Source organism: Legionella stuttgartensis, assembly GCF_977063405.2.
Genome location: NZ_CDRUHA020000022.1, coordinates 312,337 through 336,332, shown reverse-complemented (window position 1 = coordinate 336,332; position 23,996 = coordinate 312,337). Strand labels below are relative to the sequence as shown.

Sequence of the window (23,996 nt, the reverse complement as noted above, 5' to 3'; positions counted from 1 at the left end):
ATATTCTAGGCAGTCGTAGGTCATTTTTTTAGACTGTTGTTTTAAATTGCTCCATTTTTTAAAAAAAACAGAAGAATGTTCGCAAATTAAATAGTCCTAGGTATAATGTTTCAAATTTTTGTGGCTGTTGTGCGGATGCAACAGATATATATTTAGATAGGTGTAGTTTATGAAACGAATTCGAATGTTGTTCCTAATCGGTCTTATTGTCTCTTTATCTGCATGTAAAACATGGTGGGGTAAGGATGATGAAGATAATAATCCTTACAAAGGAATGACTGCTGAACAGCTTTATACCGCGGCTCAGAAGGACCTACACAAAAAGGAATATGCAACTGCAATAAAACATCTTGAAGCAATTGAAACAATGTATCCGTTTAGTGATTATACTGAAAATTCGCAGCGGCAATTAATCTACGCATATTATAAAAATGAAGATTATCCTTCTTCTGCAGCAACTGCAGAGCGGTTTATTCATCTTTATCCACGCGCAAAAAACGTAGATTATGCATATTACATGCGTGGAATGGCTAATTTCCAACAAAGCCGTGGGGTTTTTGCAAAATTTTTACCTCTAGATGAATCATGGAGAGATCCTGGAACACAAACACAGGCTTATTCTGATTTCGGTATTTTGATTCAAAAGTTTCCAGACAGCAAATATAAAGCTAATGCATTACAACGGATGACTTACTTACGTAATATGTTCGCACAGCATGAGCTAAATGTAGCGACGTTCTATTATAAGCGTCAGATGTATGTTGCAGCAATTAATAGAGCAAGTTACGTTGTTAAAAACTATCCACAAGCTCCAAGTGTAAAACAAGCTTTAGTGGTTATGCATGATGCAAATATGGCTTTAGGTTTTCATCAGGCTGCAGAAGAAGCTCTGGCTGTTTATAAAGCAACTTATCATACTGCCAAGATGGAAAAAATTTCTTAATTCCTTAATGATGAAAAAGGCATCTTGGATGCATATAAATCAGATAGTATGATGTTAGATATAATGCAATGGAACTTAATAATACTTTTTTTAAGTTTCTGCCCCATTAATTTAAGAGGCGCCTCGTCTTATACTCAAATTAAATGGGAAACAAGGAATAAAAAAAGGGAGCCATCGCTCCCTTTTTATTTTAAATTTATAGAGCTTCTTCTAATTCAGGTTCTTTTGCTTTCACTGCGACAGCTGCAAAAAGATCATTAGTTAACTCACGTAATTCACCTGCTAATAAAGTAAGTGCGGCATCACGTTGTTGATATTCTTCATCAAGTTGTTTGATGTCGTTAAAATCATCGAGAAGATATTCAAGGCTTTTAAGTTTTTTGAATGTAAAATCATGGGTTAATGTAAATTGAATTCTTTCTTTCCAGATTAACGAAATTTCGGCGGTTGCCATGCCTTGTGATAGTAAGGTTATAATTTCCTCAGCAGGAAGCTCATAGCCCTTACAATGCACTCGTTTTTTTTCATCATCAAGAGCAAAAAGGATGCAATCCGATGCTAATTGAAAATGGTTAGGAAGAGTATTCGGGGAGTGAATCCATTCTGCAAATCGTAAAGCTAAATTCTCAGTATGGGTTAACGGTTCAATCGTAATTCCTGCTACTGACTTACGTAACAGAGAAGTAAGCTGCGACGCTTGATTATTACTGGAAGCATTTACTATTATTCTTTTGCTCGCGCTATCCAAAATGGCAAGCATTCTTTTTTGGACGCAAAACGATTTGGGTAGTAATTCAAATTCAATATCTTCGGCCATTTGTGCTTTCTCTGCACGTTTAATCGTGCGGCCTTGTTGGGTTTCAAGTGCTTGAACTTTTTCAGCGAGCATTTTGTTTATCACACCACGTGGCAGCAAACGTTCTTCTTTACCCATACAAATTAGAGAGCTCCCAGCAACTTCTTGAACCATTTCGTCTGCAAAAGCAGGAAGCCATCCATAAACAAAACGAGCATGAGGTGGACAAGGCTTTAGGATATTTTCTGCGAGAGATGCTGTTAAATCACTCGCTTCATCCAACTCATATTGATAGATTAGTGCATTGTTAAACCACATAAAAAACTCCTAAGATTACATAATATAATAGGTACCGATTGCCATCGTTCTATTGTATGGTAGTTTATAAAAGTCGATGTTTAAATTGGCCGAATAATTGCGTATTAAAAAAGCAAATAACTTTTCTTGCCAATAAAAGGTTAATGATTTTTTTGATTTTGATGCTGTAATATTTGGTATTTCTACCATATAAGTAGCGCGATCAACATTTAACTTAAAGGGGAAAAGATTTTTATTTGAAGCACGTTCTAAAGCTCTGGGGATAGAAATAGTTTCCATAAATCCATAGTGCAAAGTAAGATTGAATACCTTCTCATGTAAGCAGGTAATTTCATAGCGTTGGCTGTAATGTATATATGGGATGTTATCTACTACATAATTCACAATAAGCACGCGTTCGGGAACAGCGCGGCTTAACTTAAGGAAATGTAGAAAGCTTCCGCCACTTTTATCATAAACATCGGTGATAAATACCGCAGTCAAGTCAGTAAGTTGATTTAAGCTTTTATACTCTAATTGCCTGAGAATCTTGGAAATATCATCTTTATTCATGTAATAATTTTCGCGCAAGTATTCTAAGCCAAACTTCCAGGTATACATAATGGTTGCTATGGCTAAAGCGAACGTAACAGGGACCCAACCACCAGTCAAAAACTTATGTAAATTTGAACCAAGAAATGCAAAATCTATAGTAAGGAATAATCCAAATATAGCGATAACTTTAAATTTGGACCATTTCCAAATGGATAATGCAGCATAAGCAACCATTGCATCAATGAGAAGCATATCTGCATTCACAGCAATTCCATATGCATGAGCAAGTCGATCTGAAGTTTTGAAGGCAATGCAAAAAGTTAAGGTTCCAATAAACAAAATAAAGTTGATTTGTGGAACATAAATCTGTCCGGAAAACTCCTTAGATGTTTGTACTATGGGTATACGAGGGCATAAACTCAGCAAAACAGCTTGTTTTGTTAACGAAAAGGTTGCCGAAATCACCGCTTGGGACGCGATTATTGTCGCAATAGTAGCTAAGATAATTAATGGAATATAAAACCATTCAGGGGCAATCATGTAAAAAGGATTGTTAATGGCATTAGGGTTCATAAGTAAGTTAGCCCCTTGACCAAAATAATTTAATATCAAACAAGGGAGAACAACTGCAAACCAACCGGCACGAATAGGGTTTTTCCCAAAATGTCCTATATCGGCGTAAAGGGCTTCGCCTCCGGTTACCACAAGAAAAATACCGCCTAATAACAAATACCCTTTTAATCCTGTATCGCGAATTAGATCGAATGCGTAATAAGGATTGATTGCGGTAAGCACGATAGGAGCTTTAATAATTTGTGCGATGCCAAGAATGGCAATAGTAAAGAACCAAATTAATATAATGGGTCCAAATAGATTGCCAATACTCCCGGTTCCTCTTGCTTGTAAGGTGAAAAGGAGAATGAGAATAATAACCGCTATAGGTAAGATATAGGGAGTAAAGGTGTCTGAAAGAGTGCTAAGACCTTCTACAGCACTAATTACGGAGATGGCTGGCGTCAGCATGCCATCACCCAAGAGTAATCCAGCCCCAAAAATTGCGATGATGTAAAATAATGGCGTATATCGGGTGCTTTTATATTTCATTAGTGCCAAAAGGGCGAGAATTCCTCCTTCACCATCATTATCGGCCCGAAAAATCAAAATTAGATATTTGAATGAAATGACAAGAATCAAACACCAAAAAATTAGCGATAGCACGCCTAAAATATGTGATTGAGTAATAGCAATATTATTCAGAGTTACTTTTAAAGCATATAAAGGACTGGTTCCTATATCACCAAAGACAACACCTAAAGCCCCAAGGGTGAGACCATAAGAGAACTTGTGTGTGTTTTCCATATCAATTACCAGAATGCGTTGCTAAATTAATAGCAAAAAGGGCGATAAAGAGTGTTTTCATATTTGCTATACTGTCCCTAACTTTTATTTTTCCACCAGTTAATTGGAGGAGGAATGATTTTTCTTAGGTTTTATAAATTTACGAACTCTTGCAGGTCTAGCGTTCTTTGTGTAGATTAGCCGATTTTTGTTCTTTGGGAAATAGAAAAATGAATGCAAAAGTTATTTTGCTTGCAGCAAAACAAAATACTGTATTACGCGGTCATCCCTGGATATTCCCCAAGGCCATTGCGAAGACTCAGGGTAGATTAGTTACAGGACAGTTAGTTGATATTTATAATGCAGATGAGAAACTTATTGGTGTAGGTGCCTATAATGAGTATTCTCTCTACAGAGTCAGGGTCTTGGCGCTTACCAATGAATCCATTGATATAAGTAATTTGCGCACTTTGATTACCCATCGCTTAAATCAAGCGAAGCAAGTAAGAGAGTGTTTAAATTTACCTAATGAAGAAACTACAGCCTATCGTTTATTTAATAGTGAAGCAGATGGTCTTTCTGGCTTAACCATCGATCGATTTAATCAAACATGTGTGGTTGCAAGCTCTGCTTATTGGGTTGAGCTCAATCGAGAACTTATTATTGAAGCATTACAAACTTTGTTTCCCACAGATCAAATTATATGGTTGCCACAAAGTAAACCCTTGGGACAAGATGGCTGGAAGCAAATTACAGTTCAAGAGAAACATTATAATACCCAGGTGCTTGAAGCAGGGGTTATTTATGAAGTTGAGTTTGCTCAAGCACAAAAAACAGGATTATTCCTTGATCAACGCGAGAACCATCAACGTATTGCGCAATTATCTAAAGGAAAAAATGTTTTAGATCTCTATTGTTATAGTGGGGGGTTTGCATTACATGCTGCGAAAGCAGGTGCTTTAAAGGTCACTGCAGTTGATAGTTCTGCTCAAGCAATAGGGCAAGCTCAAAAGAATGCGGAATTAAATGGAGTGTCTCAAATTGAATGGATTGAAGCCGATGCACGAGAGTATTTAACAAAAGCAGGGGACTATGATGTAGTCGTTCTTGATCCTCCTAAATTGGTTCCATCCAAACAGCACGTTGAGCGTGCTAAAAACTATTATCGGTTTTTACATCGTGAAGTGTTTAAGTACATGAAAACAGGCTCCTTATTAATGACGTGTAATTGTTCTTCAGCACTTTCGTCCCAGGAGTTTTGCTCTCTGGTGAGTGCTCAAGCCGGAGCTGTAGGGAAACAAGCACGGATTTTAGGGGTGTATGGCCCATCAAGTTGTCATCCTACATTAGCGTCTTTCCCAGAAGGAAATTATCTTACTGCGGTTTTATTGGCAGTTGTATAATCGATTTTGCAGCCTGAATGCAGCAGACTCTGACTGCACCTCACTGTCAGCGCGGCTTGTCCGTGGTCCATTGTTTTAGGGCAGATCTTCTGCATCCCGCGGACAAGCCGCGGGACGTCGGAATAGGGTTGGATTGGTTTATAGAGGATTCGGCTGCACCAATAGTTAATGATACCATTTAGGTATGAACCGATCGGTCTCTATCTTGTAAACATTGCAATACATCATAAAAACTCAGTTCAGATGCTTTTAACAAAACAAATAAGTGAAAAATTAAATCAGCACATTCATTAACTAATTCTTCTCGGTCGTTATTTACAGCAGCAATTACTGTTTCTACCGCTTCTTCTCCTACTTTTTGAGCGCATCTCGAGAGTCCAGAATCTAATAATTTTGCTGTATAGCTGTTTTCATTTTTTGAATCCGCTCGTTCGTTAATCAATTCAATTAACTCATGAATAAATCCAAGGTTGGTGTGATGTGCGGGTTGAAAGCAACTTGTGTATCCTAAATGACATGCAGGACCTTTAGGAAGAACCTGAATTAACAGGCTGTCATTGTCGCAATCAACACTGATGTGTTGTACCGACATGCTGTTACCTGAGGTTTCTCCCTTACGCCACAAGCGTTTACGGCTTCGACTATAGAGATTTAATTGGCCAGTGGTGAGGGTTGCTATTAGAGCCTCCTGGTTCATATAACCGAGCATGAGAACATTACCGTTTTCAGCATTTTGAATGATGGCTGGTAATAGCCCATTCATTTTTTTCCAATCTAAAGAATTAATTTCCATATGAATCATAATCGTACCTCAATCTTTTGTTTTTTAAGTGCTAATTTTATTTCGTGTATCGTCAAAATTTTGTCATGAAAAATGCTGGCTGCTAAAGCACCATCGACTCGGGACTCAAGGAACACTTTAGTAAAATCATCTAGTGCCCCAGCACCTCCTGAAGCAATTAATGGTACCTGACATAGAGGTCGCATCAATTTTAATTGATGTAGGTCATAACCTGTGCGTACACCATCTGATTGCATGCAGTTAAGTACAATTTCTCCTGCTCCCCGATCTTGTACCTCCTTGATCCATTCTCTTGTTTTGCGCCTGGAGTTAAGCGTTTTTTTCTCATCTCCGGTATATTGATAGACATAATAATCATTATCTATCCATTGACTATCAATCCCGATTACAACGCATTGGCTTCCAAAATTCCGACTTAATTCATTGATTAAGTCGGGGGTTTCTAACGCTGGGCTATTAATGGATATTTTATCAGCTCCAGAATTTAATACCGATTTTGCCTGATTAAGAGAACGAATTCCACCCGCTACGGTAAAAGGAATATTGATTGTTCCGGCCACTTGATTTACCCAATCCGGGCAAACTAAGCGTTGCTCAGAACTTGCAGTAATATCATAAAATACAAGCTCATCTGCACCCGATGCGGAATATTCTTCTGCAAGTTCAAGGATATTCCCAACAACGCGATGATTGCGAAATTTAATTCCTTTGACGACTTGATTATCGCGTACATCAAGACATGGAATAATTCGTTTGGTTAACATAATTTATACTCAAATTAATGCCATGGGCTCCGCTGCGCTTTACCCAGGCTACAACTTACACCGATAACATTGATTCCAAGTCTAAAGTGCCTTGGTAGAGGCTTAATCCCAGAATCGCTGCGCTAACTCCCAATGCTTCCAATCGATCAATATCTTCTGCATTACGAATACCTCCTGAGGCTTGCCATTTAATTTGTGGAAAACGTTCTACAGCCTCTTTATATAACTCAAAATTCGGTCCTTGCATCATTCCATCACAAGCAATATCAGTACAGAGTATTTGGGTGACATTCAATTGCAGATAATGAGAAACAACATCCCATAAATTACTATTTGATGTGGTTTGCCACCCATGAGTAGCGGGTATAGGGATCTTTTTTTGCATTCGAATATCTAAAGCCAAGATAATGTGTTGTGGATTTATCTCTTTAATGATTTGTGCAGTCAGTACCGGATTGGTAATGGCAACGCTGCCTAAAACCAAGTTGGATATTCCTGCTGAAAAACATAAAGCGGCTTGTTCTAAAGAGCGAATCCCGCCACCGGCTTGCACCGTGATCCCAGTGTTTTGCATGGCGCAGATTAAAGACAGTTGTTGCATCGCTCCTGTTTGGGCGCCATCTAAATCAACGATATGTAAACGTTCCGCTCCTAATTGGGAGAAATACGTGGCACGGTCTATAGGTAGTGTATCGAATTGTGTGACTTGATCGAATTGTCCTTGTCGTAAACGTACACAACGACCTGCTTGGAGATCAATTGCAGGGATAAGGATCATACAGCCTCCATATTTTAAGTCAGTTAAATTTAGTGGGTGGCGCTCTAGGGCTGTTCAGTCTAAGCTAGCCTTAAGTTACAAAAATTATTCAGTAACGTCATTCCGGTTTCTGCTGATTTTTCTGGGTGAAATTGCATGCCCCAAATATTATTTTTTTGAATTATTGCTGTAAAAGGTTCACTGTATTCACAATAAGCCAAGGCATACTCACTCTCACCAAGGGCATAACTATGAACGAAATAAACATAATCTTGTTTATTTAATCCGTGTTGTAAGAATGATTCTGTGCACCATTGCAACTGATTCCACCCCATATGAGGTACCGGATAATTTTCCTGCCGGGGCAAACGTTTTATTCTTCCGGGTAGCATTCCTAGACAACGAATATCATTTTCTTCGCTGTGTTCAAACAATAATTGCATACCGAGACAAATTCCCAGCAAGGGTTGTTCTAATGAGGTAATGACGTCAATCAAATCATACTGACGTAGTGCATTCATACCATAAGCTGCGGTACCTACACCAGGCAGAATCACATGACTTGCTTTATTAATTACCTTTGCATCGTGCGTTAATTGATAGTTAAATCCCAACCTTTTTAATGCATTAACTAAAGAGGTTAGATTTGTGCCACTCACATCAATAACCGCGATCATAATACCCCCTTGGTCGATGGTAACGCATTGTTTGTTTTCATACAGGCCTGACCTAGCGCTCTACCTAATGATTTGAAACAGGCTTCGATCATGTGGTGATGATTTTGGCCTTTAACTTCAATGTGAATAGTTGCACCAAGTGCTGTGGCTAATGAATTAAAGAAATGAGGTACCATCTCAGTTGCCATACCTCCCACAAATTCCCGGGTAAATTCACCTTTAAACTCGCAAAAGCCTCTCCCACTGATATCAATAGCGATAGAAGCTAAAGCTTCATCCATGGGTAAGGTAAAGCCATAACGGTTAATACCCCATTTATCACCAAGTGCTTTTTTTAGGCTTTCTCCTAAAGCAATGGCGGTATCTTCAATAAGATGATGATCATCAACTTCTACATCGCCCTTGGCATATAATTCAAGATTAAATCCGCCATGTTTGGCTACTTGCTCCAGCATGTGGTTAAAAAATGGTATCGGTGTGCTTATGACACTATTTTGATCCCTATCCAAAATTAAGGTTAGTGAGATATCAGTTTCTTTTGTTTTTCTTTGAATTACTGCAGTGCGTTTTTGATTCAGTATGGTTTGGGTAACTTGATCCCATCCATTTTTTTGAGAGATAGGCAGAAATTTGATACCGAGATTATCTGCAAATTGTCGATCGGTTTCTCGGTCACCAATAACCCAGGAGAATGATTTATCGATTACTCTTTCTTTTAAAAATTGATCCACCAACCCTGTTTTTGGTTTCCGACAGAAACAATTTTCTTCAGGCATGTGAGGACAAATAAACATTTCTTCAAAAAATATTCCCTGAGAAGAGAAAAGATCCAAAGTAAATTCATGACAAATCATAAAATCATCTTCAGGGAAGGAAGGAGTGCCTATACCATTTTGATTGCTTACCATAATAAAGCGAAATCCTTCCTTTTGTAATTGCAGTAATGAAGGAATAACATGGGGCGTGAGTTTGATTTTATCTAAAGAATCTACTTGAAAATCAAAAGGTTCTTCAATCAAAGTGCCGTCACGATCAATAAATAAGATTTTTTGCATTTTAACATCCTGAAACATTGTTTTGAAAAGAAGATAAAGCACGCAGCAATAGCTGATTTTGCGACTCATCACCAACGGTGATCCGTAAATGCTCATGTAGTAATGAATTGGTTAAAAAGCTTTTGATGGCTATGCCTTGATTGGCCAACCAAGAAGTTAATTCAATTGCATAGTCGGTTTGAACAAGAATGAAGTTTGTTTCAGTCGGATAGACATTTTTAATTGCAGGGCAAGCTTGCAACTCCTTCACTAACTTGGTTCGAGATTCTTTAATTGTGCTAATCGTCTGAATAAACCATTCTGGCTTTTCCAATGCGCGCAGTGCTAAATCAATCACTACGCTGGAAAGCGGGAAGGGAGGCATGATTTTATTAAAGGCCTGGATTAAATTTTCTTGCGCTAAAATGATTCCTAAACGAAGATTAGCTAGGCCATAGGCTTTGGAAAGAGTACGTAAAACAATTAAATTATCAAATTGGGGAATTAATGACGTTGCACTTCGGGCTTGAGCAAATTCGATATATGCCTCATCAACGACAATAATGGAACGATTTTTATATTCTTCACAAAGAGTCGCTATAAAATCCAGATCGATTAGGTTGGCCGTAGGATTATTAGGATTGCACAAAAAAATGAGTTTACAATTTTTTTGCCAACTGGTTCGCACATCTGCTAAGGACAGTTCGAAGTTGTTTTGTGGATTTAAAGAGCACTCAATAAGTTGAGCATCTTGTAAATACACATAAAATGCATACATGGAAAAGGTAGGAGCGAATTGCATACATGCATCCTGACCAGCACTTAAAAATAAACGAGTGATTAAATCAATTCCATCATCCGAGCCGCGAGTTAATACCATTTGATTTGCATCAACCTGATAGCGTTTTGCCAATTGTTCTTGTAACTGGTCGAGCAGATTTTTTTCTGGATAAAAATTTAAATCAATATCCGTACTTAATGCAGACCAAGGAAGTTCATTGGCATGTAATCGGTATCTAGGAGCACCATTAGAAACATAAGGTTTGTTGTTTAATAGTTCAGGGCGTATTAAGTTAAGTACAGACATTTAAATCTCCAATGAGTTCAACCTAATGGCTACAGCCTGTGCATGCGCATCCAACCCTTCAATTTGTGCCAGTGCTATTGCGGCAGGTCCTAATGTTCTAATTCCTTCCTCATTAATCGATTGCACATTAAAGCGAGTTAGGAAATCGAGTGTACTTAGGCCATTATGATTTTTGGCGTAACCGTTGGTGGGTAGCACGTGATTCGACCCGGTTATGTAATCACCAAGCGTTTCAGCAGCCCAGGAACCAAGAAATACAGTTCCTACACTATGAATTTTATCGAGTAAATCTCCTCCATCTTCACGATTTATAATTAAGTGTTCTGGTGCGTAGATGTTGACCATATTTAATTGTGCAGTTTTATTGTTACAAACAATAATTACACTGTTTGCTAATGATTTATTGATTATTTGAGTTCTTGATAAGCGGGTAAACTGGGCTTGTAGCTGTTGATTTACCTGTTCTGCGAACTGAAGTGTATCGCAAATCAAAATTACTTGAGAGTCGACTCCATGTTCTGCTTGGGCAAGTAGATCAGCAGCAACAAATGCTGGATTTGCTTGATTGTCTGCAAGGATCATCACTTCGGAAGGGCCAGCTGGCATATCGATAGCCGCACCCAATGGATCTGAGGCAACCAAAGTTTTTGCTTCTGTGACATAGCTGTTTCCTGGTCCAAAAATCTTATCCACTTTAATAACCGTTTCAGTCCCATAAGCCATAGCTGCAATGGCTTGAGCTCCTCCGACTGCGTAAATAGTGTCTATGCCACATAAACGTGCGGCCACAAGTAAATGCTCATTAATCGAACCTGATGCATCAGGAGGTGTACATAATATTTTTGTTGGACATCCTGCAACCAAGGCTGGTATCGCTTGCATTAACAATGAAGAAACCAAAGGAGTTTTGTTGCCTCCGGGGATATACAATCCCACGCGTTGTATTGGCCTATAGGTGCTGTAGATATTCACTCCTTTTGCGGTACATATATTTTTGTTTTCCGGGAGTAGGGCCTGGTGGTAAGCAGTTATGGTTTTGATTGCCTCATTAATGGCATTTAGAGATTGCCGACTGATGGATGCGTTTTCAATTTTCTTCGTTGGGATCTGCAGGCTTTTTAAATAAGCACCATCGAATTGTTTTGTAAATGCAAATAAGGCTTGATCTCCAAACGTTCGCACTTGTTTAATAATCTCGTCTACCTTGCTTTTTACGGATGAGGTTTGCATGGGGCGAGTTAAACAGAGTTTTTTTTCATCTTGAGATATGGTTTGCCAATTTTTAATCGATAACATCATACTACTCCAACATTTTTTCTATGGGTAAAACCAATATAGAACTGGCGCCTAGGGTTTGGATGGTTTCTAAAGTGTTCCAAAATACGCGTTCGCTCGAAACTACGTGAACCGCTACTTTGTCCATATTTCCTGGCAAAGGTAGAATTGTGGGCGATTCAGCTCCAGGTAGTTTTTCTGCAATTGCTTCGAGGGCGGATTTTGGGGCATGAAAAACAATATATTTTCGTTCCTGAGCTTGTTGTACTGATTGAATTCTTCGCGCAAGCATATCAAATAGGTCTTGAAACATGTTGGGAGAGTGTTGATCAGCTTGAATCAATACGGCTTGGCTTGAAAGTACTGTATCCACTTCGTTGAGCTTGTTGTCCTCCAACGTTTGGCCACTTGAAACCAGATCACAAATTGCATCAGCCATACCCATTCGCGGGGCAACCTCAATTGAACCCGATAAGACAAGGCTTTCAGCACATATTTTTTTTTCACGTAAATATTGATTCAATAAATTGGGATAGCTGGTAGCAATTCGTTTACCATCTAAACTTCCTGGTCCTTGATAGTCCATGGACTCAGGTACAGCAATGGATAAGCGACAGGTGCACGTACCCAACGTAGCGGTTATTTTGTATCCTTTTTGTGGATTAGCAAGTGAGGCCTCTAATAAGACGTTTTCACCAACGATACCGCCATCACATAAACCGTCAAATACTAAAACAGGAATGTCATCATCGCGTACAAAAAGTAAATCTATGGGGAAGTTATCAACATGTGTGAGTAAGCTATTTGGTTTGATACGAAACTTTAAACCGCATCGTTGTAAAAGACTCAACGACTCCTCTGATAAGCGCCCCTTTTTCTGTAAAGCTAAACGTAAACGATTTTTCACGACAACTCCAATTTTTTCGCGATTAGTTCATAACCGCCAGTACCAAAACTCAAACAGCGTGCTACACGAGTTATTGTGGTGACGCTGACCCCGGTTTGCTCATGAATAGTGCGATAGGGAATACCTTGCCTCAATAAAGGAACAACCTGCCACCGATCGGCCATTGCTTCGAGCTCGGCTGGAGTGCATAAATCGGTAAAAAATTGCAATGCTTCATCTTTGTTCTCAAGCAAACTGATTACATGCATTAAATCAGGGAGTGCAGAATGTTTTATTGTGGTATGTGTTTTCATATTAATGTATTAGTGTGTTAGAACATTAAAACAATGGTAATGGCTATTTTTCATACTGTCAATGCAAAAATTGTAGATAAGCGAAATATATTGAAGTAAAGAAGTCGTAGCTTGGGGAGAGCAGTTAAAAAAATACACTCTCCCACCAATGGGAGAGAGGTAGGAGTGAGGGTGATATAATGTATACCCTCATCCGCCTTAAGGGACACCTTCTCTCCTTTGGGGGAGAAGGAATTTAAAGCGTTACGCTCCTAGATTATGAGCCAGCTTAAGCAGATATGTGGGATTAACAACCATATACAGAGTGATAATCCTCAAGTTTTTTAACATATTCATTTTGTTTTGTACTTTTTAAGTAATCAATCAAATCAAATAAAGTGATAATGGAATAGACGTCAATACCTTGAGCTTTAATTTCAGATAACGCTGATTCCTTAGTTAATCCACGTTCACATCGATCTAGTGCGATAATGACTCCAGTTAATTGGCCTCCATGTTCCTTAATTAAAACTTGTGATTCTCTAAAAGCAGTACCTGCAGTAATAACATCATCAACCACAATAGTTTTTCCGGATAGGGGGGCGCCAATTAATTGGCCTCCTTCACCATGATCTTTTACTTCTTTACGGTTAAAAGTAACTGTAGTTTCTTTTCCTAACTCAGCTAAAGCTATAGCTGTTGCGGTAGCAAGAGGCAAGCCTTTATAAGCGGGGCCAAATAAATGTTCGAATTGAACTTGATGTTCAAGTAAAGTTTTTGCATAAAAATGTCCTAATTGTCGTAAAGCGTTTCCTTGATAAAATAATCCTGCATTAAAAAAGTAAGGACTAATGCGTCCGGACTTTAAAGTAAACTCACCAAATTTTAAAACTTGGCAATCAAGCGCTAATTTTATAAAAGCTGATTTCATCTGATTCATTGTGTATTTCCAATAGAAAAAAAAAAGATAAAGATATTGTTTTTTTTAAAAAATTCTTAACAATCAACAAAAAACTGCTATGCTAATCTATATGTAAGGAAACATTTCTTACGTATAGTGAATGTTTATTATAACTCAGGGTTTTAATAGTAAATATTTTTGAGTTAAAAATAAACATCTGTAATAGTTGGATAGTAAAGCTTAAGACAAAGGGGATAGCTAATGTCGCAAAGAGAAACGGGCCATGTAAAATGGTTCAATGAGAAAAAAGGATTTGGTTTTATCATTAATGAAAATGGTGACGATATTTTTGTTCATTATAAAGATATCCAAGGTGTTGGATTTAAGACCCTCCATGAAAATGATCCAGTATCCTTTGTGCTTGATAAAGGACCTAAAGGGTTAAAAGCACAAGACGTTACAATAATTACCGAACAGTAAAGTAACGCATAATATATTCTCAGCTATCGCTGCGTGTTAAGTTTAACCTGGGCTAAGGATTTGCCATAACCTGGGTTTACTTCTCATGCAATGGACTTTTTTGATTATGGCTACGATCTAGGAGTTTTGTGTTCTAGTAAAATTTATTTATGAGCTAGAATCTACAAATATAGGGAAAGTGGCAGTTAGTCAATTCTATTTGTTTATCTAAATTTCATAAGATAATAATGTAGATCTTGAATTCTGCAAAAACATCTTCATATATATCCCTCGTATTTGTTAATTTTTATGTTAAGGGATTTGTATGAAACGTTTGTCTATGTATCAAGTAGATGCATTTGCATCTGCTCTTTTTGAAGGTAATCCTGCAGCAGTTTGTCCTTTAGATCAGTGGTTAACTGATAAAGAAATGCAAAATATTGCTGCTGAAAATAATTTATCCGAAACAGCATTTTTTGTTCCTGAAGAAGATGGGTATTACATAAGATGGTTTACTCCAAATGAAGAAATCGCTTTATGTGGTCACGCAACTCTTGCTACTGCGCATGTGATTTTTGAACAATTAAATTATAAAGGAACAGAAATAAAATTTAATTGCAAAAGTGGGGTACTCTTTGTTCGTAAAAATGGAAGTGGCATTATGATGGATTTTCCCGCATTGCCTTATCATCCAATCGAACTCACCCCTGAGTTACAGCAACTCAATTTAAAAAAACCACAGAAAGTCTTAAAAAGTCAATTCGATTTAATGTTTGTTTATGAGAATGAGAATGACGTAATGATGGCTGAACCTGATTTGGATGCAGTAGCGGGTTTAGACTACAGAGGACTCATTTTAACTGCGCCAGGTAAAAATACAGATGTTTATTCACGATGTTTTTATCCAGGATGTAACGTCCCAGAAGATCCTGTGACCGGTTCAGCACATTGCGTTATTGCTCCGTATTGGTGTGAACAATTGGGTACATCGAATATTACTGCCATGCAAGGTGGAAACCGTCAGGGGAAATTAGAGTGTGAAGTTAAAGAAGGACGAGTCTTTTTGTATGGAACAAGTCATCTTTACTTAGAGGGGACAATTTATTTGCCATGAACACTCTAGAGACATCAAGACTCTTATTAAGAACATGGAGCGATGAAGACATCGCTCCATTTTTCTCTATGAACCAAGATCCAAAGGTAATGGAGTACATTGCTAATTTTTGGACCATGGATATGGTTACTTCCTTTATTGAGCGAATGAATGCACAGCTTGCTGAAAAAAGTTATACATTATGGGCTGTAGAAGAAAAAAGCACACACCAATTTATGGGATTTATCGGCTTAAACAATCCAACTTGGGAAGCACATTTTACACCATGCGTGGAAATCGGTTGGCGTTTGGCATTTTCATTTTGGGGTAAGGGTTATGCCATTGAAGGGGCTCAAGCTGCTTTGAATTATGCATTTAAGATTTTAAAATTAAGTGAAGTAGTTGCTTTTACAGTACCTGACAATATACGTTCTCAACGTGTTATGGAAAAACTTGGGATGATTCGGGATAAGCAGGGTGATTTCCTTCATCCTAAAATTGACCCAGTCAATTCTTTGGCGAAACATTATTTGTATAGAATAAAAAATAATCCAGCGTAATTACATTTGTTTTCTTTATTCAATTTACTTAATGACATTATTCGTGGTTCTCTTTATCATGAGTGTTTTATTTAGTAAATGATCGTATTAGAAAAGGAGTATCTATGACAATCTATATGTTTCCTGGACAAGGATCTCAAGCAAAAGGGATGGGGATCGAATTATTTTCACATTTTCCTGAGCAGATAAAACAAGCAGACGAGATTTTGGGATATTCCATAAAGGAATTATGCTTAGATGATCCCGGACAGGAATTGGGGAATACTAAATATACACAACCCGCATTATATATTATTGAAGCACTTTCTTTTTTAGCTAGAGCTGCTGAAGAGCCGACACCGCAATATCTTATAGGACATAGTTTGGGTGAGTATGCTGCTTTATTTGCTGCAGGAGCATTTGATTTTGTTACGGGATTAAAACTGGTGCAAAAGCGTGGTGAATTGATGGCCCAAGCAAGTGGTGGGGGAATGTTGGCAGTAATTAATTTACCTGAAGATCGCATTAAGTTTTTACTGAAAGTCAATGGATTGGATTCTATAGATTTTGCTAATTTTAATTCACCCAAACAAATTGTTCTTTCAGGACTTGCTGCAGATATTGTCAAGGCGAATGAACTGCTTGCTAACGAAGCATTGATGTGTGTGCCATTAAAAGTCAGTGGTGCCTTTCATTCTCGTTATATGCAAGCAGCAGCTGATGAATTTGCACAATTTATAGCTCCATTTGAATTTGCTCCACTCCAAACTCAAGTGATTGCTAATGTTACAGCAGAGCCATATAGTGATAAAATGATTAAAGACAATTTGGTGAAGCAGATTTCTCATCCTGTTCGCTGGACTGAAACAATTCGTTATCTGAAAAACCAAGGTGAAACCGTTTTTATTGAAGTGGGTCCTGGAAATGTATTGAGCCGTTTAGTAACACAAATCTAATAACTCTCAAAGCGGATATCCCTATGAATGCACAGTGTTTTATGGGGATATTTTATTAATAAATAAAATTTTATACCTCATCACATCCTGAAGAAAAATATCATCTACACTTAATTAAGTGATCAATTTACAGAGGATGTGATATGACAATTCGACTAAAACATGAGCATGGGACATTAGAGGCGATAGAGCTTTTTCAACTACAACACCATTTGGCGCTCCCACATCTTAAGAGCTATTTGCAATCAAAAGGCTCAAGACAATGTAAATCAATAAAAAAAATTAGCATTGAACACTCCACTTTGGATGATAAAGATTATAGTGCACTCCACGACATCCTGAAATTATCGTCAAAAGTGAGTGAGGTTTCCTTCTATGCAAATCATATTGATACGGTTCACCTCACTTATTTATTTGATTCGTTACCTAATAAAAGACTGACTACAATCAGATGTGTAGATAATTGGATAGGAGAGAAAATTCCTACTCACTTTTTTTCTTTTCTAAACAATAAGAAATTGAATGTTTTGGATTTATCATTAAACTGGTTACGTGATACAGGGGTACAGTGTTTATTAGACGCACTCGAAACGAATACGGACTTAAATGAACTGGTATTAAGCTGTAATGATTTTAGCTTGGCTGGAATGAATGCATTGCATCATTTTGTGGTGAGACATCCTTCATTAAAAATTTTGGATATTTCGTACAATAACTTGAACGAAGAATGCGCGAAACAAATTGCCGCTATGATAACTAAATCACAATCATTGACTCATCTTAATATTAGGAGTAACAAAATTGGTAATGCAGGCGCTGAATATATAGCACAAGCATTAAAATTAAATACTAATTTAAAATATGTAGATTTGTCAGATAATAGAATTTCAGAAACAGGCCTGTCTCAGCTCGTTCGAGAGGCGGAGACTCATCAGAACCTTGAAGATTTGATATTAAAGCATAATCATCTTCTCCCTTCAACGTTTAAAACTAATCGATCAGATTTACAAGTACTTTATTGATATTAAATGCAGAATTATGTATCCGTTCAGTGTAGTATTCACATTCTAGTGGTACATGAACGGTTATATATTTATCAATGGAGTTTTGCCGATGGGCACTGGTGCTTTTTACCTTTTAAGAGAACGTAGATTTTTGCCTTTTTTTCTGACTCAATTTTTTGGTGCATTCAACGATAATGCCTTCAAATTAGCAATGCTTACTTTGATTAGTTATCATTTAACCCATGATCAGGCTCAATCAGAATTTTACCAGGCTATAGCAGGTGCTTTATTTATAACTCCATTCTTTCTTCTTTCTGCTACCTCCGGGCAATTAGCAGATAAATACGATAAAGCTTTAGTAACCCGGGTGATTAAAATATTAGAAGTATTTTTAATGATTATCGGTAGCTTTGCTCTTTATTGGGGCAATATTTTTCTGATGATGCTCACTTTGACAGGTTTAGGAGTCCATTCAACATTTTTTGGACCAATAAAATATGCCATTTTACCAGACCATTTGCCCAAAAAAGATTTATTAGGTGCAACCGGTTTAATTGACGCCAGTACTTTTATAGCTATTTTATTGGGAACTACAATGGGTTCATTGTCGATTGGAATGAACAGCCCAAAACCATACATGGCTGTTTTTTTGACGGTACTTGTTGCCCTTGCTGGTTTAACTTCAAGTATGTTTATACCTCGGGCTCCATCTTCGTCTGAAAAAATAATAATTGATACTCAGATTTGGCGAGTGACCTATAAGATGTTGAAGCAGGCGACAGAGCATTTCGGTATTTTATTAGCTATTTTGATTTTATCTTGGTTTTGGTTATTAGGGACAGTAATCCTAACCAAGTTACCTGATTATACGAATTATGTGTTAGGAGCAAATAATGCAGTTTTCGCATTATTTCTTGCTTTATTCTCAGTGGGAATTGCATGCGGCTCAGTGACAGTTAACTTTATTTTTCAGGGACGAATCAATCTGCCTATGGTCCCCTGGGCCATGTTCGCTTTTACTTGCTTTTCTATGGATTTGTATTGGGCGAGCCCTACAACAGAACAAGGAATTCTCTTTTCTTTAAGTAATTTTTTTACACGCTTTGCGCATTGGCGTATTGCTTTTGATTTATTCATGTTGGCTTTTAGTTCAGGCTTATTTTTAGTTCCCCTGTATACTTATTTACAGGTTGCGAGTCCGCCTCATGGTAGAGCTCGAGTTATTGCCACCAATAATATTTATAATTCGCTATTTATGGTTACAGGGACGTTTATGGTCATTGGTTTATTGCACTTTAGTGCTGCAATTCCACAGATCTTTTTAATTTTGAGTTTATTAAATGCGGTTGTTGCATTGTTAGCTCGGATTTATTTAAAGAGAGTGCCTCTACCAGTACAGTAAGGGTTGGCTGTAGTCTGGGGGACTACGGAGCTTTAGTAATTATAATAGTGGGCCCGGGTTTCGTTGCGCCTCACCCGGGCTACTTAGTCTCTAGCTACAAACCAAGTGTGATACCCAATCACGAGGAGGCAGAAAATCAGTATAAAGTTTTGCTTCTGCGCTATTTGCATCGGGCTGCCAATTATATTCCCAAGTAACTTCGGGTGGTAATGACATTAAAATTGACTCTGTTCTGCCATTCGATTGTAAACCGAATAATGTGCCACGATCATAGATGAGATTGAATTCCACATAGCGTCCTCTTCGGTAATTTTGAAAAGCTTTTTCTGTTGCACCAAAAGGATGGGATTTGCGACGTGATACGATTGGGGCATAAGCCTCAATATAGTGATTGCCTATGCTTTGCATTAGAGCAAAACTATGCTCAAAACTTATTTCATTATAATCATCAAAAAATAAGCCACCAATTCCGCGTGCTTCATTTCGATGTTTAATGAAAAAATACTCATCACACCATTGTTTAAATTTAGGGTAAATCGTTTGGCCAAAAGGCTCGCATGCGCGTAAAGCAGTTTGATGCCAATGGGTACAATCTTCTTCAAATCCGTAATAGGGCGTTAAATCAAATCCACCACCAAACCACCAAACGGGTTCTGCTCCATCTTTCTCTGCAACAAAAAAGCGGACATTCGCATGCGATGTAGGTACATAAGGGTTATCTGGGTGAATGACTAATGATACACCGAGGGCATTAAAATTTCTGCCCGCTAATTCGGGACGATGTGCACTGGCTGAAGCAGGAAGATGAGCTCCTGAGACATGAGAAAAATTGACACCAGCTTTTGCAAAGACTGAACCTCCTGTTAAAACGCGAGTACTTCCACCACCACCTGAGGGTCGTTTCCAGGAATCTTCAATAAATTGAGCTTTACCATCAAGATTCTCAAGTCGCGGGCAAATTGTATTTTGTAACTGTAGCAGATAGGTTTTAACTTGTTCTATAGCGTTTTCAGGAAGAGTATGGTTTTTTGACATGGCTGAGCCTCCCCAGGTAATAACTCTCTTATTTTCTCACTTATTTGAAATTGGCACAATGTTTGCTTTTCTTGTTGTACTTATTTAAAAAGGGGGACATATGGCGTTAGATTTGGATTCATATTTTGGAATACATGCTAAAGCTTTAGTCGCGCGTGATCATAGGGCCTCGCAGTTGGCGAATAACTTAGCTAACGTAAACACACCCAATTATAAAGCTCAAGATGTCGATTTCAATGAGTTTCTTGCAGCCAGTATGGCGGGCAGTGCTCAGAAGATGGATGTTACTTCTCCGAATCATATTGATACAAACGCAGATTTTGCAGCAAGTTTGAAATATCGGGTTACTTCTCAAATGTCTTTAGATGGAAATACCGTGGACAAAGATTTGGAAACCACAGAATTTGCAAAGAACTCGCTTAATTATCAAGCCAGTTTGAGTTTTCTCGATAATAAAATCAAATCCATGATGCTTGCACTAAAAGGAGAATAACAATGACATTAAGTGCAGTTTTTAATATTGCAGGTTCGGCATTGACAGCTGAAACAGCTCGTTTAACAACGAGTGCTCAGAATATGGGTAATGCTAACGTAGAAACAGGTAATGCTGATGAGGTTTATAAAGCAAAATATCCTATATTCAAAGCGGTACAGCAACATGCAAATCAATGGATGGATGAACAAATCTCTGGGGGAGTCCAACTTAAGGGCACTTATGAAAGTACTTTGGATCCTATAAAGCATTATGCTCCTGATAACCCCCAAGCGGATCAAAAGGGATTTGTTTATTCACCGAATGTGAATTATGTCGAAGAAATGGCGAACGTAATTTCTGCATCAAGATCGTATCAAATGGATGTTGAATTGCTTAATACAACAAAACAACTTTTACAAAGGACCTTAAAGTTAGGTGAGTAAGGGAGAAAAGGGAATGCCTACAAATTCAGTTAATGGAACTAACACAACGAATCCATCATTTAATCAAATTGATGCTACAGCGAAGAAAAGCTTAGGACAACAGGATTTCTTACGTTTAATGGTGGCTCAAATTCAAAACCAGGATCCTATGCAACCGCAGGTAAATGGGGAGTTTCTCTCACAATTAGCTCAGTTTAGTACTAATGATGGAGTTGCTAAAATGCAAGAATCATTGCAACAAATGGCAACTTCTTTGCAATCAAATCAGGCTTTACAGGCATCAGCTTTAGTTGGCCGTAAGGTTTTGGTAAATAGTAATGCACTCCAACTTGGGGTCGAAGGCGATACGAAAGCAGCGGTTGATATTCCGCCTGGTCTTAGTAATTTGAATGCATCCATTTATTCCGAATCCGGTGAACTTATAAAAACGATTCCTTTAGGCCAACCCTCACCTGGATTTTTTCAGTTTAATTGGGATGGTACAGGAAACGACAGCAATCGAGTTAAAGAAGGTAAATACAAAATTGAAGTGCATGCTGTTTATGGAGGGCAGGAAGTATCATTAAAAACGATGACCTCTGCAAATGTTGATAGTGTAAGCCTTGGTCAAAATGGAGAGGGCTTAAAATTGAATGTAGCAGGAATTGGACCAATATCATTGGATCAGGTAAGACAAATTTCAGTTTAAAAGCAGGAGGCTAATATGATTTTTGACGCAGCATTAAGTGGACTTCAGGCAGCAACCAGTAACTTAGACGTTATAGGTAATAATATTGCAAACTCTTCAACTATAGGATTTAAGGGATCTCGCGCTAATTTTGGTGATATTTATGCTTTTGGCGGGTATGGGAGCTTTGGTTCTGGTAGCACTGCCATTGGTGGTGGCGTAATGTTGACTCAAGTTCAGCAATCATTTGCTTCAGGAAATTTAACGAATAGCACAAACAGTTTGGATCTTGCTGTAAATGGTTCTGGATTTTTTATTTTAAACAATCCCGGTGGTGGGGCTGTATATACCCGTGCGGGTCAGTTTAATTTGGACAATCAAAATTATATTACAAATGCTAATGGACAATATCTTACTGGACTGCTTGCTGATGGCCAAGGTAATATTACCGGAACGTCTGGGAATTTACAGATAAGTACGGAGAATATAACTCCACAGGCGAGCACTATGGTGACGACTGGGGTTAATTTAAATTCACAAAGCACTCCTCCAGCAATTGATTGGGTTGGTGGTGCCTCACCTCTAAGTAGTTCTTATAATAACCCCACCGCATTGACTATTTACGATAGTTTGGGGAATTCTCATGTGCTTAGTATGTTTTTTATCAAAGCAGATTCTGCAGCAGCAGCCGGGCAACCTAATGCCTCAACTCCTGCAGGTACAGAGAATCAATGGTATGTTGCTTTTCAAATTGATAACCAGAATGTTCCAACGAATGTAGGCACAGACAATACTACGAACTTGTTCGAAGTGAATTTTAATACGGATGGATCTTTTGCTGGAGTTGCTAGCCCAGGAGGCGTACCTATTGGTAATAATCTGATCCCGTTATCATTAAACTTGAATAATGGTGCCAATCCGTTAAGTTTAAATATTGACTTATCAGACAGTACACAGTTCGGAAGTCCATTTTCTGTTCAGTCTAGTGCCCCCAATGGCTATACAACAGGAAGTCTCGCTAGCCTAAGTATCGATGATTCAGGACTTATTTTGGGTATTTATACCAATGGTCAGTCAATGGCTATGGGACAAATTCAATTAGCTAATTTTGCTGATCCTACAGGGTTACAAAATATGGGAAATGTGTGCTGGGGTGAAACTTCAGCTTCCGGGCAACCTTTAATTGGTGTTGCCACAACTGGAGGATTAGGTGCGATTAAATCCGGAATGTTGGAGCAATCGAATGTTGATCTAACCAGCGAACTTGTTGATTTGATTAGTGCTCAACGTGATTTCCAAGCGAATGCACAGTCAATTCGTGCGGGTGATACGATTACCCAAACAATTATTAATATGCGTTAGGAGATAACCCATGGATCCTATCTTATATAATGCAGCAGGTGGTGGTCGAACTGGTTTTAAACGTCAGGAGATAATCGCCAATAATTTGGCGAATGTGAATACTCCAGGTTTTAAAGCCGATCTGTATCAAGCACAAACATTGTATGCAAATATGAATGGATCCAATGGTGGACCAGCCTTTACAATCCAAAACCCGAGTTCAGTAGATTTAAGTCCTGGAGAAATTATGACAACGGGGCGTAATTTAGATATAGCGATAGAAGGTAATGGCTGGTTTGCTGTAGGTAATAGTCAAGGTAAAGAATCGTATACTAAAGCGGGAAACTTGCGCTTGGATGTTAATGGTTTATTAACTACGGCATCTGGGCATCCCGTTTTGGGGAATGGAGGTCCCATTTCTATTCCTCCAGCTCAATCAATCGATATAGGAGCGGATGGGACGATCACCATAGTTCCTCAGGGTGGGGATCCTAAAAGCGTGGTCATACTCGATAGGATTAAGCTAGTTACACTGGATAAAAATAATATTGTTAAAAACTCGGAAGGTTTATTCCAATTAAAAAATGGCGCTCCAACTGCTGCTGATGGGAGTGTCAAAGTTAAAAGCGGAGCTATTGAAGGATCTAATGTGAATGCCGTTGATCAAATGGTGGAAATGATTACTTCTGGACGGGAGTATGATTCTCATATGAAATTGATCTCTACGCTTGAAGACAATCTCCAGAAATTGGCACAAGTATTGCAGGTATGATT

The 23,996-nt window shown here is 38.2% G+C and carries 26 protein-coding genes; 13 read left to right on the top strand and 13 right to left on the bottom strand.

Going from position 1 to position 23,996, the window contains the following annotated elements; translation table 11 throughout:
- The first annotated feature begins 169 nt into the window (after positions 1 to 169).
- Positions 170 to 943 carry an outer membrane protein assembly factor BamD gene (locus ACWTEW_RS07155; RefSeq protein WP_454781021.1) on the top strand — a complete coding sequence of 258 codons (774 nt, stop codon included), beginning with the start codon at positions 170 to 172 and terminating at the stop codon, positions 941 to 943.
- 196 nt (positions 944 to 1,139) lie between these two features.
- Here the strand turns inward: ACWTEW_RS07155 and ACWTEW_RS07150 are convergent, their stop codons facing one another.
- The gene (locus ACWTEW_RS07150; RefSeq protein ID WP_454781020.1) at positions 1,140 to 2,057 is read right to left on the bottom strand and encodes a recombination-associated protein RdgC; all 918 of its coding nucleotides are present in this window, start codon (positions 2,055 to 2,057) and stop codon (positions 1,140 to 1,142) included.
- A 15-nt stretch (positions 2,058 to 2,072) separates the two neighbouring features.
- A complete protein-coding gene (locus ACWTEW_RS07145; RefSeq protein ID WP_454781019.1) occupies positions 2,073 to 3,950 on the bottom strand; it encodes a potassium transporter Kup in 1,878 nt (625 codons plus the stop codon).
- A 209-nt stretch (positions 3,951 to 4,159) separates the two neighbouring features.
- Between ACWTEW_RS07145 and ACWTEW_RS07140 the strand changes: the two genes are divergently transcribed.
- Positions 4,160 to 5,332, top strand: a complete 1,173-nt coding sequence (locus ACWTEW_RS07140) for a class I SAM-dependent rRNA methyltransferase (RefSeq protein ID WP_454781018.1) — start codon at positions 4,160 to 4,162, stop codon at positions 5,330 to 5,332.
- A gap of 178 nt (positions 5,333 to 5,510) precedes the next feature.
- Here the strand turns inward: ACWTEW_RS07140 and hisIE are convergent, their stop codons facing one another.
- The 10 genes from hisIE to pyrE all read right to left on the bottom strand — a co-directional run bounded on the left by hisIE (position 5,511) and on the right by pyrE (position 13,847).
- Positions 5,511 to 6,134 (bottom strand): bifunctional phosphoribosyl-AMP cyclohydrolase/phosphoribosyl-ATP diphosphatase HisIE, encoded by a 624-nt coding sequence (gene hisIE / locus ACWTEW_RS07135; protein ID WP_454781017.1) that lies wholly within the window; start codon positions 6,132 to 6,134, stop codon positions 5,511 to 5,513.
- The gene (gene hisF / locus ACWTEW_RS07130) at positions 6,131 to 6,898 is read right to left on the bottom strand and encodes an imidazole glycerol phosphate synthase subunit HisF (protein ID WP_454781016.1); all 768 of its coding nucleotides are present in this window, start codon (positions 6,896 to 6,898) and stop codon (positions 6,131 to 6,133) included. Before hisF ends, hisIE begins: the two co-directional genes overlap by 4 nt.
- Positions 6,899 to 6,953: 55 nt before the next feature.
- Positions 6,954 to 7,676, bottom strand: a complete 723-nt coding sequence (locus ACWTEW_RS07125; protein WP_454781015.1) for a 1-(5-phosphoribosyl)-5-[(5-phosphoribosylamino)methylideneamino] imidazole-4-carboxamide isomerase — start codon at positions 7,674 to 7,676, stop codon at positions 6,954 to 6,956.
- Positions 7,677 to 7,735: 59 nt separating this feature from the next.
- Positions 7,736 to 8,332, bottom strand: coding sequence for an imidazole glycerol phosphate synthase subunit HisH (gene hisH, locus ACWTEW_RS07120; protein ID WP_454781014.1), 597 nt, complete (start codon positions 8,330 to 8,332; stop codon positions 7,736 to 7,738).
- Positions 8,329 to 9,387, bottom strand: coding sequence for a bifunctional histidinol-phosphatase/imidazoleglycerol-phosphate dehydratase HisB (gene hisB / locus ACWTEW_RS07115; protein ID WP_454781013.1), 1,059 nt, complete (start codon positions 9,385 to 9,387; stop codon positions 8,329 to 8,331). The genes hisH and hisB overlap by 4 nt, the downstream gene beginning before the upstream one ends.
- 1 nt (position 9,388) lies before the next feature.
- Positions 9,389 to 10,453 (bottom strand): histidinol-phosphate transaminase, encoded by a 1,065-nt coding sequence (gene hisC, locus ACWTEW_RS07110; protein WP_454781012.1) that lies wholly within the window; start codon positions 10,451 to 10,453, stop codon positions 9,389 to 9,391.
- Positions 10,454 to 11,749 (bottom strand): histidinol dehydrogenase, encoded by a 1,296-nt coding sequence (hisD, locus tag ACWTEW_RS07105; protein ID WP_454781278.1) that lies wholly within the window; start codon positions 11,747 to 11,749, stop codon positions 10,454 to 10,456.
- Positions 11,750 to 11,753: 4 nt separating this feature from the next.
- Positions 11,754 to 12,635 carry an ATP phosphoribosyltransferase gene (hisG, locus tag ACWTEW_RS07100; protein WP_454781011.1) on the bottom strand — a complete coding sequence of 294 codons (882 nt, stop codon included), beginning with the start codon at positions 12,633 to 12,635 and terminating at the stop codon, positions 11,754 to 11,756.
- Positions 12,632 to 12,928 (bottom strand): YerC/YecD family TrpR-related protein, encoded by a 297-nt coding sequence (locus tag ACWTEW_RS07095; protein WP_454781010.1) that lies wholly within the window; start codon positions 12,926 to 12,928, stop codon positions 12,632 to 12,634. The genes hisG and ACWTEW_RS07095 overlap by 4 nt, the downstream gene beginning before the upstream one ends.
- A 286-nt stretch (positions 12,929 to 13,214) precedes the next feature.
- Positions 13,215 to 13,847, bottom strand: coding sequence for an orotate phosphoribosyltransferase (gene pyrE / locus ACWTEW_RS07090; RefSeq protein ID WP_454781009.1), 633 nt, complete (start codon positions 13,845 to 13,847; stop codon positions 13,215 to 13,217).
- A gap of 222 nt (positions 13,848 to 14,069) precedes the next feature.
- Here pyrE and ACWTEW_RS07085 point away from each other — a divergent pair, with 222 nt between their 5' ends.
- The 6 genes from ACWTEW_RS07085 to ACWTEW_RS07060 all read left to right on the top strand — a co-directional run bounded on the left by ACWTEW_RS07085 (position 14,070) and on the right by ACWTEW_RS07060 (position 19,261).
- On the top strand, positions 14,070 to 14,288 hold the full coding sequence (locus ACWTEW_RS07085; protein WP_182390892.1) for a cold-shock protein: 219 nt from the start codon (positions 14,070 to 14,072) through the stop codon (positions 14,286 to 14,288).
- 304 nt (positions 14,289 to 14,592) lie between these two features.
- Positions 14,593 to 15,381 (top strand): PhzF family phenazine biosynthesis protein, encoded by a 789-nt coding sequence (locus ACWTEW_RS07080; protein ID WP_454781008.1) that lies wholly within the window; start codon positions 14,593 to 14,595, stop codon positions 15,379 to 15,381.
- Positions 15,378 to 15,920, top strand: a complete 543-nt coding sequence (locus tag ACWTEW_RS07075) for a GNAT family N-acetyltransferase (protein WP_454781007.1) — start codon at positions 15,378 to 15,380, stop codon at positions 15,918 to 15,920. Before ACWTEW_RS07080 ends, ACWTEW_RS07075 begins: the two co-directional genes overlap by 4 nt.
- A 104-nt stretch (positions 15,921 to 16,024) precedes the next feature.
- Positions 16,025 to 16,855, top strand: a complete 831-nt coding sequence (fabD, locus tag ACWTEW_RS07070; protein ID WP_454781006.1) for an ACP S-malonyltransferase — start codon at positions 16,025 to 16,027, stop codon at positions 16,853 to 16,855.
- 143 nt (positions 16,856 to 16,998) lie between these two features.
- Positions 16,999 to 17,877 (top strand): leucine-rich repeat domain-containing protein, encoded by an 879-nt coding sequence (locus ACWTEW_RS07065; protein ID WP_454781005.1) that lies wholly within the window; start codon positions 16,999 to 17,001, stop codon positions 17,875 to 17,877.
- Positions 17,878 to 17,968: 91 nt separating this feature from the next.
- The gene (locus ACWTEW_RS07060) at positions 17,969 to 19,261 is read left to right on the top strand and encodes an MFS transporter (protein ID WP_454781004.1); all 1,293 of its coding nucleotides are present in this window, start codon (positions 17,969 to 17,971) and stop codon (positions 19,259 to 19,261) included.
- A 90-nt stretch (positions 19,262 to 19,351) separates the two neighbouring features.
- Here ACWTEW_RS07060 and hemF read toward each other — a convergent pair whose 3' ends face one another.
- Positions 19,352 to 20,296, bottom strand: a complete 945-nt coding sequence (hemF, locus tag ACWTEW_RS07055; RefSeq protein ID WP_454781003.1) for an oxygen-dependent coproporphyrinogen oxidase — start codon at positions 20,294 to 20,296, stop codon at positions 19,352 to 19,354.
- A 100-nt stretch (positions 20,297 to 20,396) separates the two neighbouring features.
- On the opposite strand from hemF, the gene flgB reads away from it, so the two are divergent.
- Genes flgB through flgF form a run of 5 tightly spaced genes read left to right on the top strand, consistent with a single transcriptional unit; the run spans position 20,397 to position 23,994 of the window.
- Positions 20,397 to 20,789, top strand: a complete 393-nt coding sequence (gene flgB, locus ACWTEW_RS07050) for a flagellar basal body rod protein FlgB (RefSeq protein ID WP_454781002.1) — start codon at positions 20,397 to 20,399, stop codon at positions 20,787 to 20,789.
- A gap of 2 nt (positions 20,790 to 20,791) precedes the next feature.
- Complete coding sequence (gene flgC, locus ACWTEW_RS07045) at positions 20,792 to 21,214, top strand: flagellar basal body rod protein FlgC (protein ID WP_454781001.1); 423 nt, start codon at positions 20,792 to 20,794, stop codon at positions 21,212 to 21,214.
- A 13-nt stretch (positions 21,215 to 21,227) separates the two neighbouring features.
- The gene (locus ACWTEW_RS07040; RefSeq protein ID WP_454781000.1) at positions 21,228 to 21,902 is read left to right on the top strand and encodes a flagellar hook assembly protein FlgD; all 675 of its coding nucleotides are present in this window, start codon (positions 21,228 to 21,230) and stop codon (positions 21,900 to 21,902) included.
- 15 nt (positions 21,903 to 21,917) lie between these two features.
- Positions 21,918 to 23,243 (top strand): flagellar hook protein FlgE, encoded by a 1,326-nt coding sequence (gene flgE, locus ACWTEW_RS07035; protein WP_454780999.1) that lies wholly within the window; start codon positions 21,918 to 21,920, stop codon positions 23,241 to 23,243.
- A gap of 10 nt (positions 23,244 to 23,253) precedes the next feature.
- Positions 23,254 to 23,994 carry a flagellar basal-body rod protein FlgF gene (flgF, locus tag ACWTEW_RS07030; protein WP_454780998.1) on the top strand — a complete coding sequence of 247 codons (741 nt, stop codon included), beginning with the start codon at positions 23,254 to 23,256 and terminating at the stop codon, positions 23,992 to 23,994.
- The last annotated feature ends 2 nt before the right edge of the window (positions 23,995 to 23,996 follow it).